The following is a 12,529-nucleotide window of genomic DNA, read 5'->3' as shown; positions in this document are numbered from 1 at the left end:
TGCTGTCTCTCCGCCCCTGCGAGGTGCCATGTCCAGCGCTGTTCTCGACTCCCCGACCGGTCCGAAACCCCTCACCGAGGGCACCCAGTCACGCGGCATCCTGGTCGCGCTCTGGGCGTTCGTGGTGATTCCGTTCGCGGCGCTGGTCGCCGCTGTGCCGGTGGCCTGGGGCGGCTGGCTGAGCTGGGTCGACGTGGGCATCGCGGCGTTCTGGTACGTGCTGGCCGGGCTGGGCATCACGGTCGGCTACCACCGGTACTTCACCCACGGGTCGTTCAAGGCGAAGCGGTGGCTGCGGATCGCCCTGGCCGTCTCCGGTTCGCTCGCCGTGCAGGGCGACATCATCCAGTGGGTCGCCGATCACCGGCGGCACCACGCCTTCTCCGACCTGGAGGGTGACCCGCACTCGCCGTGGCGGTTCGGGACGACGCTGGGCGGTCTGACCAAGGGACTGTTCCACGCGCACGTCGGCTGGCTGTTCGGCCGCGAGTTGTCCAACCGGGAGCGCTTCGCGCCGGACCTGCTGGCCGACCGGGACATCCGGCGCACGAGCGCGCTCTTCCCGCTGCTGGCCGCCGCCTCGGTGCTGGGTCCGGCGCTGATGGGCGGGCTGCTGACGTGGAGTTGGCAGGGGGCGCTGACCGCGCTGTTCTGGGCGGGCCTGGTCCGCATCTCCCTGTTGCACCACGTCACGTGGTCGATCAACTCGGTGTGTCACGTGTACGGCGAGCGGCCGTTCATGATGCGGCAGGGTGACCGGGCCGCCAACTTCTGGCCACTGGCGGTGGTGTCGTTCGGCGAGAGCTGGCACAACCTGCACCACGCCGATCCGACGAGCGCCCGGCACGGTGTGCTGCGGGGCCAGATCGACATCTCGGCCCGGGTGATCTGGCTGTTCGAGAAGACGGGGGCCGCGTGGGACGTCCGGTGGCCGAAGCCGGAGCGGCTCGCGGCGAAGCTGGTGAAGCCGGCGGAGCGCGGGGCGGCCTGACGGTGAGCGGGCCACCGACCGGAAAGTTACCTGGCAGTATGTTCGGGTGACCGGGAAGAGCGCGAGCAGGATCCCACGACAGGGCGTCACCGAGCGCCAGCGAGGTGACGGGATGGCCGAGGTGTCCGGCGACGAGAGCGGCAAGCGCCGTCGGCGCGCGGTGCCCGCCACGTCGACGAAGGCACCGTCCCGGGTACGCATGTCGGCGGCCCAGCGCCGGGAGCAGTTGATCTCGATCGGTCGGCAGATCTTCGCCGAGCGCGGTTTCGACGCCACCTCCATCGAGGAGGTGGCGTCCCGCGCCAAGGTCTCCAAGCCGGTGGTGTACGAGCACTTCGGCGGCAAGGAGGGGCTCTACGCGGTGGTGGTGGACCGGGAGGTCCGCGCACTGCTGGACCGGATCACCACCGCGTTGACCGCCGGTCATCCCCGGGAGTTGCTGGAGCAGGCGGCGTTGGCCCTGCTCGGGTACATCGAGGAGGAGACCAGCGGCTTCCGGGTGCTGGTGCGGGAGTCGCCGGTGCTCTCCGCGACGGGCAACTTCAGTAGCGTGATGAACGACGTCGCGCACCAGGTGGAGCACATCCTGGGCGCGGAGTTCTCCAGCCGGGGGTACGACGCGAAGCTGGCCGAGTTGTACGCGCAGGCGCTGGTCGGGATGGTGGCGTTGACCGGCCGGTGGTGGTTGGAGGTGCGCAAGCCGCGTAAGGAGACGGTGGCGGCGCATCTGGTGAACCTGTCCTGGAACGGGTTGTCGCACCTGGAGGCGAAGCCGGGGCTGACCACGACACGCGTGCGCTGAGGTTCCCGGTCGGGCGTGACGCCGGCCAGTGACGCCGGTCAGTGGCGGCGGTCAGTGGCGGCGGTGGATCTCGGCGATCGGGTGGTAGCGGCGGTTGCGTTCGGCCTCGGCGTGCTCGGGCGGGCCGACCTTGTCGTACAGGCCGGTGCCGAGCAGGATCAGGCCGAAGAGCATCGAGACGACCACGGTCGACATGGAGAAGTTCAGGAAGTTGGCCTCGGTCTGGAGCACCGACATCATCAGGATGCTGGTGACCAGGAAGACGATTCCCGCGGTCAGGTTCATGTAGTGGCCGAGGTTGCCGCGCCGGGACGCGCCGACGATGAGCACGATCCCGAAGATGATGGAGACCAGCGAGAAGGCCAGGTTGGTGCGGAGCCCGAGGGCCCAGTTGCTGCCTCGGGCGAACAGTGGTTCACCCCAGGTGAGCGCGGTGCCCCAGACGCCGAACACCAGGATGTAGAGCCCGATCAGGCCGGACAGCACCCGGTAGATCGGCCGCGCCGGGTGGTTGATCGGGAAGTGCGGCATCGGTCCTCCACGCACAGGGAACAATCAGGACAATTGTTCCCCACGCAGTAGTAACCGAAGGGCAGAACGCCCAGAGAATCAGCCTCGGGCGGACCGGACCCCGACAGGTTCTCGCCGGAGCCCGACCCGCGCAGGGATCAAGCCTGACCGCCCGGAGCGGGTCGGGCTCCGGCGAGAACCCACAGCCGAAGGAGCAGAGAGGATCAGAGCACCAGCCGAGCCTTCTGCCACGCCTCGTGCTCGTCGTCGCTGCCGACCTTGCCGTACATGCCGGCCATCAGCAGCACCAGGCTGAGGACCATCAGCACGACGACGCTGGCCACGCTCATGTTGAAGATGTTGGCCTCGGTACGGATGAAGGCGAGGCCGCCGAGGCTGACCACCATGATCACGTACGCGGTCCACTGGTTGATCAGCACGTCGAGGTTGCGGCCGATCACCGTGCCGAACAGGATGAGGCCGCCGACCACCAGGCAGAAGATCGAGAAGCCGAGGTTGGTGCCCTGCCCCAGGACCCGGGTGTCGCTCAGGCCGAAGGCCGGCTCCCCGGTGCTGCCGACGAGTCCGAGCACACCGAAGACCACCAGGTACAGACCGGTCAGCCCGCCGATCGCCCGGTAGATCGGCCGCGCGGGGTGGTTGACGGGAGTGTGCGCCATGTCAGTGTCTCCAACGCCGTTGGGTGAGGGTCGACGGCGATTCTCCCGTACCCGGCCGTGTGACGCCGCACACGGGGTCCCCCGGAGGTCGCAGGTCGGGGCGGGCGGGGCAAGGGTCAGCCGGCGGGGATCTCCTCGGCCAGGGCGAGCCACGCCTCCTCGACCTGCTCCCGCTCCGTGCGCACCTGGCTCAACTGGGCGTCCAGCTCGGCGACCCTGGTGTAGTCGGTGGCGTTGGCGGCGAGCTGGTCGAGCAGCGCCGCCTCCTTCTGTTCCAGCTTGCCGACCTGTCGTTCCAGGCGGGTCAGCTCCTTGCGCGCCTGCCGGGCCTCGGCCGCGCTCATTGCCCCAGCGCCGTCGGTGGGCGCGGCGGCGGCGGGCGTGACGCTGCGCCCGGGGCCGGGCCGGTCGGCGGTACGCGCCAGGTACTCCTCGACGCCGCCGGGCAGGTGCACCAGCCGACCGTCGCCGAACATCCCGTACGTGGAGTCGGCGACCCGCTCGATGAGGTAGCGGTCGTGGCTGGCCACGACGATGGTGCCGGGCCAGGAGTCGAGCAGGTCCTCCAGCGCGGCCAGGGTGTCGGTGTCGAGGTCGTTGGTGGGTTCGTCGAACAGCAGCACGTTCGGTTCGGCGGCGAGCAGGCGCAGCATCTGGAGCCGTCGCCGTTCCCCGCCGGAGAGGTCACCGACCGGGGTCCAGAGCCGCCGGTCGTCGAAGCCGAACACCTCGGCGAGCTGCGCGGCGGAGATCTCCCGGTCACCGAGGCGCACCCGTCGGGCGACCTCTTCGACGGCTTCCAGGACCCGCAGTTCGCTGGGGAGTTCGGCGAGTTCCTGGGAGAGGAAGGCGGGCCGTACCGTGGAGCCGGTGACCAGCCGCCCGCCGTCCGGGTGGGTGATGCCGGCGAGCATCCGCAGCAGGGTGGTCTTGCCGGCGCCGTTGGCCCCGAGGATCGCGATCCGGTCGCCGGGGCCGACCTGCCAGGTGGCGTTCTCCAGAATGGTCTTGGGACCGGCGTGCAGGCGGACGCCCTCCAGGTCGTACACCTGCTTGCCGAGCCGGGCGGTGGCCAGTCGTTGCAGCGACATGGTGTCGCGCGCCGGCGGCACGTCGGCGATGAGCGCGTTGGCGGCGTCGATGCGAAACTTCGGCTTGGAGGTCCGGGCGGGCGGGCCCCGCCGCAGCCAGGCGATCTCCTTGCGGAGCAGGTTCTGCCGCCGGGCCTCGGTCGCGGCGGCGATCCGTTCGCGTTCGGCCCGGGCGAGGATCCAGGCGGCGTAGCCGCCCTCGTAGGCCCGGACGGTCTGGTCGGCGACCTCCCAGGTGGTGGTGCAGACCGCGTCGAGGAACCAGCGGTCGTGGGTGACCACGACCAGGGCGCCCTTGCGGCCGAGCAGGTGGTGGGCCAGCCAGTCGACGCCGCCGACGTCGAGGTGGTTGGTGGGCTCGTCGAGGATCAGCAGGTCGGCGTCGCGGACCAGCAGTGCGGCCAGCGCCACCCGGCGGCGCTCGCCGCCGGACATCGGCCCGACCGGGGCATCGAGGCCCAGGTGCGGCATGCCGAGCCCGTCGAGGATGGCGCGTACGCCCGCGTCACCGGCCCACTCGTGTTCGGCGCCCATGCTCTCGGCGAGCCACTCGGTGCCCAGCACGACGTCCCGGACGGTGGCCTCGGGGCTGAGGGTGAGATTCTGCGGCAGCCAGGCGACCCGCAGGTCACGGCGGTGGGTGACCCGCCCGTCGTCGGGTTCCTCGGTCCGGGTGAGCAGCCGCAGCAGCGTCGACTTGCCGGCGCCGTTGAGCCCGACCACACCGATCCGGTCGGCGTCGTCCAGACCGAGTGAGACGTCGGTGAGCAGCGGCCCGGCAGCGCCGTAGCCCTTGGACACCCGGTCGAGGTTGACGATGTTGGCCACGAACCCACCTCTCATGATCAAGGCGTCCCGGTGCCGGCGGGCACCTGGGGACGCCTGGCCTTCCAGGGTACGCGGAACGCCACCACCCCCCGGCGCCCGCCCGACCGCGCCCGCCGCCCAGGCAGCCGGCGCAGCCGCACCGACCCGCCGACGCGAGCGATACGGGTGGACCTCGGCGTGCGGGTGGCTTCCCGGGGCCCGGCACGGTCTCTGGTCGGCTCCCTGTCGACCTGATCCGTCGGTGCTCTCGCCGATGCTGGTTCGGCGTCGACTTCCGCTGGTGCCGCACCCGGACCGCACGGCCTTCACGAGTGGGTCCAGCGCGACCATGCCAGCGCGGACCTCGACGCGGCGGAACGTGGCGCAGGGCGACACTCTCCCGAGCATGATTCATTCCCGCCATCAGCTCGACAGCCGCCGCGAACGGCCACGGCCCCGCTCCTGACGGCGGGCGCGATCCGATCTCGCCGTCAGCTCGACAGGCACCGCGAACGGCCACGACCTCGCGTCTGACGGCGAGCGCGATCCGGACGCGCCGTCAGCTCGACAGGGGCCGCGCTGGACCACGGCCGCGCGCCTGGCCGGTCCGGCAGGAGACCGGTCCTGTGCAGGGCGGGCCGGTGGTGTCAGGTGACGCGGGCGCCGTGGACCGGGCCGTGGGCGACACGGGCCTCTCGGCACACTCCGGCGGCTTCCAGTTCGGCGGCGACGCGTTCGGCGTCGGCGGAGCCGGCGGTGAGGAAGACGCAGGTCGGACCGGACCCGGAGACGATGCCGGTGAGTGCGCCGGCCGCCTCGCCGGCCTTCAGCGTGTCGGCCAGCGCGGGACGCATGGCCAGCGCGGCGTCCTGCAGGTCGTTGCCGAGGGTGGGCGCGAGTACCCGGGGGTCGCGTTGGCGCAGCGCGGCGAGCAGCGCGTCGGTGCTGCCGAGCGGTTCTCCGGCGGTGCCGGCGTCGCGGAGCCGGTCGAGTTCCCGGTACGCCTGGGGCGTGGAGAGCCCGCCGTCGGCGATGGCGACGACCCAGTGCCAGGAGGTGGGTCGGGCCAGCACCGGACTGACCGCCTCGCCCCGGCCGGTCCCGAGCGCGGTGCCGCCGTGGATCAGGAAGGGGACGTCCGAGCCCAGGTCGGCGGCGATGCCGGCCAGTTCGTCGCGGGACAGGCCGGTGCCCCAGAGGGCGTCGCAGGCGACCAGTGCGGCGGCGGCGTCGGCGCTGCCCCCGGCGAGACCACCGGCGAGGGGGATCTGTTTGCGCAGGTGCAGCCGGGCGTGTGGCATCACGCCGGCGTACCCGGCGAGGGCGTGGGCGGCCCGGATGGCCAGGTTGGAGTCGTCGAGGGCGAGTTCCCCGGTGCCCTCGCCCTCCATGGTGAGGGTGAGGGTGTCGCCCCGCCGCGCGGTCAGCTCGTCGTAGATCGAGATCGCGTGATAGATCGTGTTCAGCTCGTGGTAGCCGTCGCGCCGCAGCGGGCCGACCCCCAGGTGCAGGTTGATCTTCGCGGGTACCCGTACGCGGACCGGTCCGCCGGCACCACGCCGTTCCTCACCCTCCGGTCGCCATGCCTCGGTCACCGGAGGGTGTCCCGTGGACGCACCCGGATGTCGAACGGCTTCTCCACGATCAGCTCCTCGGCGATGTCGGCGACGGCGTACCGGCGTCCGCGTCAGCCTACTGCGCGCCCGGCGGCTGGTTCGGGGCCGACGCGGCGATGGCGGCGAACTGCTCCACGGTGAGTGACTCGCCGCGTGCGCCGGGGTCGACTCCGGCTGCGGTGAGCGCCGTGGCGGCCCGGTCGGCACCGCCGGCCCAGCCGGCGAGGGCGGCGCGCAGGGTCTTGCGGCGTTGGGCGAAGGCGGCGTCGACGACGGCGAAGACGGCGGCCCGGGACACGTCGGTGCGGGGTGGTTCGCGGCGGGCGAACGCGACCAGACCGGAGTCGACGTTGGGGACCGGCCAGAACACGTTCGGGGGCACCTTGCCGGCGGCCCGGGAGCGGGCGTACCAGGCGAGTTTGACCGAGGGCACGCCGTACACCTTGGAGCCGGGTCCGGCGACGAGCCGGTCGGCGACCTCCTTCTGCACCATCACCAGTCCGTGTCGGAGGCTGGGCAGTTTGGCGAGCAGGTGCAGCACGACCGGTACGGCGACGTTGTAGGGGAGGTTCGCGACGAGTGCGGTGGGTGCCGGGTCGGCGAGGTCGGCAGCGGTGATCCGGAGTGCGTCGGCGTGGAGCACGGTGAGTCGGGCGGCGTCCGGACCGGCGTGCCGGGCGGCGGTGTCGGGCAGCGCGCCGGCCAGCGTCGAATCGATCTCGACGGCGTGCACGTGGGCAGCGGCGCGGAGCAGGGCGAGGGTGAGCGAGCCCAGCCCGGGGCCGACCTCCAGGGCCACGTCGTCCGGGGCCAGCCCGGCGGTGGTGACGATCCGGCGGACGGTGTTCGGGTCGTGCACGAAGTTCTGGCCGAACTTCTTGGTGGGGGCGACGCCGAGGCGGGCGGCGAGTTCCCGGATCTCCGCCGGGCCGAGCAGGTCTGCGGCCACGGTCAGGACCAGGGCCCGAAGGCGCGTTCACCGGTGGCGGAGATGGCGGCGCAGAGGTCGTCCAGGTCGGTGCCGGTGGTGGTGGCCAGCGCCCGCACGGTCAGCGGGATCAGGTACGACGCGTTGGGGCGTCCCCGGTGCGGCATCGGGGTGAGGTACGGCGCGTCGGTCTCCACCAGGATCTGGTCGAGCGGGGTGAGCGCCGCGGCCTCCCGCAGCGCCCCGGCGCTGCCGAAGGTGACGGTGCCGGCGAAGCTCAGCAGGTAGCCCCGGCGGACGCACTCGGCGGCGAACTCGGCGTCACCGGAGAAGCAGTGCAGCACCACGGTCTCCGGTGCGCCCTCGTCGTCGAGGATCCGCAGCACGTCGGCGTGCGCGTCGCGGTCGTGGATGACCAACGTCTTGGCGTACCGCTTGGCGATGGCGATGTGGGCCCGGAAGCTCTCCTCCTGCGCGGCCCGGCCCTCGTCGCCGGTGCGGTAGAAGTCCATGCCCGTCTCGCCGATTCCACGGACCCGGTCCTCGGCGGCCAGTGCCTCGATCTCACGCAGCGAGGCGTCGAGGTCGCGGCAGCGCGGGGCCTCGTTGGGGTGCAGCGCGACGGTGGCGACCACCGCCGGGTACGCGCCGGCCACCTCGGTGCCCCAGCGGGAGGACTGCACGTCGACGCCGACCTGCACCAGCCGGTCCACGCCGACGGCGGCGGCGACGTCGATCGCGGCGGCGACCGGGTCGGCGGCGTCGCCGCCCTGCGGTACGCCGACCTCGGTCACCGTGATGTCGAGGTGGGTGTGGCTGTCCAGCACCGGCCGGGGCAGCGGCTCCGGCGCGGGTGGGAACTCGCCGGCACGGCGGGAGGCGCGCTGGCGGCGGGACTCGGTGGGCTCGCTCATCAGTCGACAGCATCACACACCGCCCGAGTCCACCCGCCCGCCACCCGCGGTTCACCTCGGTCACGCCGGGCTGCGGTCGCGGCTGCGCCCGAATCCGGACGCGGTGCGGGCGACCGGGGCACAGTGTCACGAACGGGGCGTCCACGAGACCTGGACACCGGGTGCCGAGGTGACCGACGACCGTGCCGGTGGACCACCCGTACGTTCTCTGACGCCGGGCCGGTTCGGGCATATCGGCAGGTCATGCGGGAATGCGTGGGCGACAGCGTTGTCCTAATCGTAGGAGTGGACATGCCCTTCATCACCGTGGGGACGGAGAACTCCGCGCCCATCGACCTGTACTACGAGGACCACGGTTCCGGTCAGCCGATCGTGCTGATCCACGGGTTCCCGTTCAACGGGGCGACCTGGGAGAAGCAGGTCAGTCCCCTGCTCGCGGCCGGTTATCGGGTGATCACGTACGACCGGCGTGGCTTCGGCAGCTCGGCCCAGCCGGCGTTCGGGTACGACTACGACACCCTGGCCGCCGACCTCGACGTGCTGATGACCGAGCTGGACCTGCGCAACGCGATCCTGGTCGGGCACTCGATGGGCACCGGCGAGGTGACCCGCTACCTGGGTGCGTACGGCTCGGACCGGGTGGACCGGGCGGTGCTGCTGGCGCCGCTGGCGCCGTACCTGCGGCAGGCTCCGGACAACCCGGAGGGGGTCGAGGGGAGCCTCTTCGAGGGGTTCAAGAAGGCCATCACCGAGGACCGGTTCGCGTACCTCACCGACTTCTGCAACTCGTTCTTCAACTACGACGAGAACCGGGGCAAGCTGGTCAGCGAGCAGGCGTACCGGGCGCACTGGGAGATCGGCGCGCGGGCCTCGGCCAAGGCCACGCACGACTGCGTGGACGCCTGGGGCACCGACTTCCGGGCCGACGTGTCGCGGATCGACGTGCCGATCCTGCTCGTGCAGGGTGACAAGGACATGGTCCTGCCGTACCCGAAGACCGGTCAGCGGTTGCAGCCGCTGATCTCGGACAGCCGGCTGGTCACCCTCAAGGGTGCCCCGCACGGTATTCCGTGGACCAACGCCGACCAGGTCAACGACGCGATCATGGAGTTCATCGGGTCGCCGTCGATGGTCCGGGCCTGACCCGGCTCCCGGCGCGGGCGTAGCCGCGCCGGTCGACGCGCGGCGGGCGCGATCCCGATGCCGGGGTCGCGCCCGCCGTTGGTGTCGTCACCGGTCGTCGGTGTCGCGACGGCCGTCGTGGGGCGGTGGCCCGGGTCAGCTCTCCAGCCGGGCCAGTTCCTCGTCGACGATGGACGGGTCGAGCTTGCGGAACACCGGCTTGGGCGCGGCGAGCGCCCGGCCGACCGCCAGCGGCACCGACTCCCACCGCGCGCCCTGCGTGTAGTCCCCGGTCAGCACCGGGTACCCGGGCCCGCCGTCGAGGTCGTCGACCTCCTCGATCACCGGCATCGGCGCGTGCACGCCGGTGCCGCCGAGCAGCTCGTGCACCTTCTGCGCGGAGTGCGGCAGGAACGGGGTGAGCAGGGTGTTGGCGTCGCTGACCACCTGGAGGGCGACGTGCAGGATCGTGCCCATCCGGGGTTTGTCCGCCTCGTCCTTGAGCTTCCACGGCGCCTGGTCGGAGAGGTACCTGTTGGCCTCGGCGACCACCTTCATCGCCTCGCCGATGGCCTGCTTCTGCCGGTGCCGGGCAATCAGGTCGCCGACCGTGGCGAAGCCGGTGCGGGCCACCGCGAGCAGCGCCTCGTCGGCCTCGGTGAGCCCGTCCGGGCCGACCGGCGGGATCGCGCCGAAGTTCTTCGCCGCCATCGACACCGACCGGTTGACCAGGTTGCCCCAGCCGGCGACCAGCTCGTCGTTGTTGCGGCGGAGGAACTCGGCCCAGGTGAAGTCGGTGTCGTTGTTCTCCGGGCCGGCCACCGCGATGAAGTAGCGCAACGCGTCGGCGTCGTAGCGCTCCAGGAAGTCCCGGACGTAGATGACCACCCGGCGAGAGGAGGAGAACTTGCGTCCCTCCATGGTCAGGAACTCGCTGGAGACCACCTCGGTGGGCAGGTGGAGGCGTCCGAGCCGGCCCGGCTCGCCGTCCTTGTCGCCCTCGCCCGAGTAGCCGGCCAACAGCGCGGGCCAGATCACCGAGTGGAAGACGATGTTGTCCTTGCCCATGAAGTAGTAGGACTGGGCGTCACCGTCGGCTCCGGCGGCGACTGCGGCGCTGCCCTCGGCGTCCTTCTGGTTCCAGTACCTACGCCACGCCTCCGGGTCGCCGGAGCGACGGGCCCACTCCACCGAGGCGGAGAGGTACCCGATCACGGCGTCGAACCAGACGTAGATCCGCTTGTCGGTGCGGTCGCGCCAGCCGTCGAGCGGGATCGGTACGCCCCACTCCAGGTCCCGGGTGATGGCCCGGGGCTGGAGGTCGTCCAGCAGGTTGCGGGAGAACCGCAGGACGTTGGGCCGCCAACCGTCCCGGGTGTCCAGCCACTGCCGCAGCACGTCGGCGAGGGCGGGCAGGTCGAGGAAGAAGTGCTCGGTCTCGACAAACTTCGGCGTCTCGCCGTTGATCTTCGACTTGGGGTCGATCAGGTCGATCGGGTCGAGCTGGTTGCCGCAGTTGTCGCACTGGTCGCCGCGGGCGCTGTCGTAGCCGCAGATCGGGCAGGTGCCCTCGATGTAGCGGTCGGGCAGGGTCCGGCCGGTCGACGGGGAGATGGCGCCCATGGTGGTCTTCGGCACGATGTACCCGTTGCGGTACATCCCCTCGAACAACTCCTGCACCACGGCGTAGTGGTTACGCGTGGTGGTGCGGGTGAACAGGTCGTAGGAGAGGCCCAGGCCGTGCAGGTCCTCCACGATCACCCGGTTGTACCGGTCGGCCAGCTCGCGGGGGGTGAGCCCCTCGGCGTCGGCCTGCACCTGGATCGGGGTGCCGTGCTCGTCGGTGCCCGAGACCATGAGCACGTCGTGGCCGGCCATCCGCATGTACCGGGCGAAGACGTCGGAGGGAACGCCGAAACCGGAGACGTGGCCGATGTGGCGCGGGCCGTTGGCGTACGGCCAGGCGACCGCCGCGAGAACGTGACTCATGCCCAGCAAGCGTAGTGACCCACCTGGGACGGCTGCGAACCAATAGGTCCGCCCGCTCGACATTCCGGCCATTCCGGGCCGAAGGCTGGTCCGATTTGTCGCCGACACGCTGTCTGAGCTGCGCGTCCCAGCACCCGCCCCGGTGTCCAATGAACCGCGTGACTGGCAGCCGCGCCGCCCGCGACCACGAGGATGGCCTCCCCACCGAGACCCGGCCGGACCCGGCCGCGTCGGCGCGTACCCATGCCGTGGCGCCGCACCCCCGGACGGTCGCGCCGGACGGGGTGGCCCCGGACGGGTCCGACCCCGGCGACCCGGCGGCGCCGGGCGTGGAGGTGGAGCCGACCACCGGAGCCCCGGTCGACACGCTGCCGCACCGGGTGCCGGTGCGCTCGGCGCGACACCTGGGCGCGGACCCGTACGCCGACCCGGCCGACGCCGACGCCGACGACACGTTCTGGGCGCCGATCGAGGAGGTGCACTGGGACGGCACACCGGTGCGCAAGGACGCGCCGGGCGAGCGCGGGTCGCGGTGGCGTCGGCTCCGGTCGGTACGCCGCGAGCGGAGCAGCCACCCACCGGACCCGCTGCCGGGGCTGGCCGCACTGGTCGGGTTGAGCCTGGTGGCGGCGTTCTTCGCCTGGGTCAGCGCCGGTCCGCTCCTGCTCGCCGCCGGGCACGGCACCTCGGGGACGGCGGTGGTGACCGCGTGCACCGGTGACGGGTTGACCCAGCGCTGCCGGGGCATCTTCACCGCCTCCGACGGGCGGTTCCGCATCCACGGCGTACGCGTCAGCGGGGTACCGGAGCAACAGGCGACGGCCGGGGCGGCGCTACCCGCCCGGGTGACCGCTGCGGACGCCACCGTCGCGTACGCCGATCACGGCGTCGGTGCCCACCTGCGCTGGCTGCTGGGCCTGCTCGGGGTGCTCGGCTGTGCGGCCGGGATCGCCCGGTGGACCGGCGCGACCCGGCTGCCCGATCCGCAGGGCCGGCGCTGGGCGGTCACCGCCGCGTTCGCCGGTCCGCTGGTGACGACGCTGGGGTTTCTCGTCGCCGCCTGGTGAGAGGTAAGGAGG

Annotated in this window: 11 protein-coding genes; 4 read left to right on the top strand and 7 right to left on the bottom strand. The window is 71.9% G+C overall.

Annotated elements, in window-relative coordinates:
- The first annotated feature begins 28 nt into the window (after window positions 1-28).
- Window positions 29-991 (top strand): acyl-CoA desaturase, encoded by a 963-nt coding sequence (locus tag ACQVFL_RS03830; protein ID WP_396692427.1) that lies wholly within the window; start codon window positions 29-31, stop codon window positions 989-991.
- A gap of 112 nt (window positions 992-1,103) precedes the next feature.
- Complete coding sequence (locus ACQVFL_RS03825; protein WP_396692425.1) at window positions 1,104-1,793, top strand: TetR family transcriptional regulator; 690 nt, start codon at window positions 1,104-1,106, stop codon at window positions 1,791-1,793.
- Window positions 1,794-1,844: 51 nt separating this feature from the next.
- On the opposite strand, the gene ACQVFL_RS03820 is transcribed toward ACQVFL_RS03825, so the two are convergent.
- The 6 genes from ACQVFL_RS03820 to ACQVFL_RS03795 form a co-directional block, all read right to left on the bottom strand.
- Window positions 1,845-2,324 (bottom strand): DUF4383 domain-containing protein, encoded by a 480-nt coding sequence (locus ACQVFL_RS03820; protein WP_396692424.1) that lies wholly within the window; start codon window positions 2,322-2,324, stop codon window positions 1,845-1,847.
- 203 nt (window positions 2,325-2,527) lie between these two features.
- Window positions 2,528-2,983 carry a DUF4383 domain-containing protein gene (locus tag ACQVFL_RS03815; RefSeq protein ID WP_431728697.1) on the bottom strand — a complete coding sequence of 152 codons (456 nt, stop codon included), beginning with the start codon at window positions 2,981-2,983 and terminating at the stop codon, window positions 2,528-2,530.
- Between the two features lie 116 nt (window positions 2,984-3,099).
- Complete coding sequence (locus tag ACQVFL_RS03810) at window positions 3,100-4,902, bottom strand: ABC-F family ATP-binding cassette domain-containing protein (RefSeq protein WP_431728696.1); 1,803 nt, start codon at window positions 4,900-4,902, stop codon at window positions 3,100-3,102.
- 626 nt (window positions 4,903-5,528) lie between these two features.
- The gene (locus ACQVFL_RS03805; RefSeq protein ID WP_396692418.1) at window positions 5,529-6,476 is read right to left on the bottom strand and encodes a 4-(cytidine 5'-diphospho)-2-C-methyl-D-erythritol kinase; all 948 of its coding nucleotides are present in this window, start codon (window positions 6,474-6,476) and stop codon (window positions 5,529-5,531) included.
- A 97-nt stretch (window positions 6,477-6,573) separates the two neighbouring features.
- The gene (gene rsmA / locus ACQVFL_RS03800; RefSeq protein ID WP_431728695.1) at window positions 6,574-7,446 is read right to left on the bottom strand and encodes a 16S rRNA (adenine(1518)-N(6)/adenine(1519)-N(6))-dimethyltransferase RsmA; all 873 of its coding nucleotides are present in this window, start codon (window positions 7,444-7,446) and stop codon (window positions 6,574-6,576) included.
- Between the two features lie 2 nt (window positions 7,447-7,448).
- Window positions 7,449-8,339, bottom strand: coding sequence for a TatD family hydrolase (locus ACQVFL_RS03795; protein WP_431728694.1), 891 nt, complete (start codon window positions 8,337-8,339; stop codon window positions 7,449-7,451).
- A gap of 291 nt (window positions 8,340-8,630) precedes the next feature.
- Between ACQVFL_RS03795 and ACQVFL_RS03790 the strand changes: the two genes are divergently transcribed.
- A complete protein-coding gene (locus tag ACQVFL_RS03790) occupies window positions 8,631-9,482 on the top strand; it encodes an alpha/beta fold hydrolase (RefSeq protein WP_396692413.1) in 852 nt (283 codons plus the stop codon).
- A gap of 135 nt (window positions 9,483-9,617) precedes the next feature.
- Here the strand turns inward: ACQVFL_RS03790 and metG are convergent, their stop codons facing one another.
- Window positions 9,618-11,450: a methionine--tRNA ligase gene (gene metG / locus ACQVFL_RS03785; RefSeq protein ID WP_396692411.1), complete on the bottom strand. Its 1,833-nt coding sequence runs from the start codon at window positions 11,448-11,450 to the stop codon at window positions 9,618-9,620.
- A 149-nt stretch (window positions 11,451-11,599) separates the two neighbouring features.
- Between metG and ACQVFL_RS03780 the strand changes: the two genes are divergently transcribed.
- On the top strand, window positions 11,600-12,517 hold the full coding sequence (locus ACQVFL_RS03780; RefSeq protein ID WP_396692410.1) for a hypothetical protein: 918 nt from the start codon (window positions 11,600-11,602) through the stop codon (window positions 12,515-12,517).
- Window positions 12,518-12,529: the final 12 nt, after the last annotated feature.

It is taken from the genome of Verrucosispora sp. TAA-831 (genome assembly GCF_050780145.1).
GTDB lineage: Bacteria > Actinomycetota > Actinomycetes > Mycobacteriales > Micromonosporaceae > Micromonospora.
Note: the sequence above shows the minus strand (reverse complement) of the source record. Positions and strands in the feature narration are given on the sequence as shown.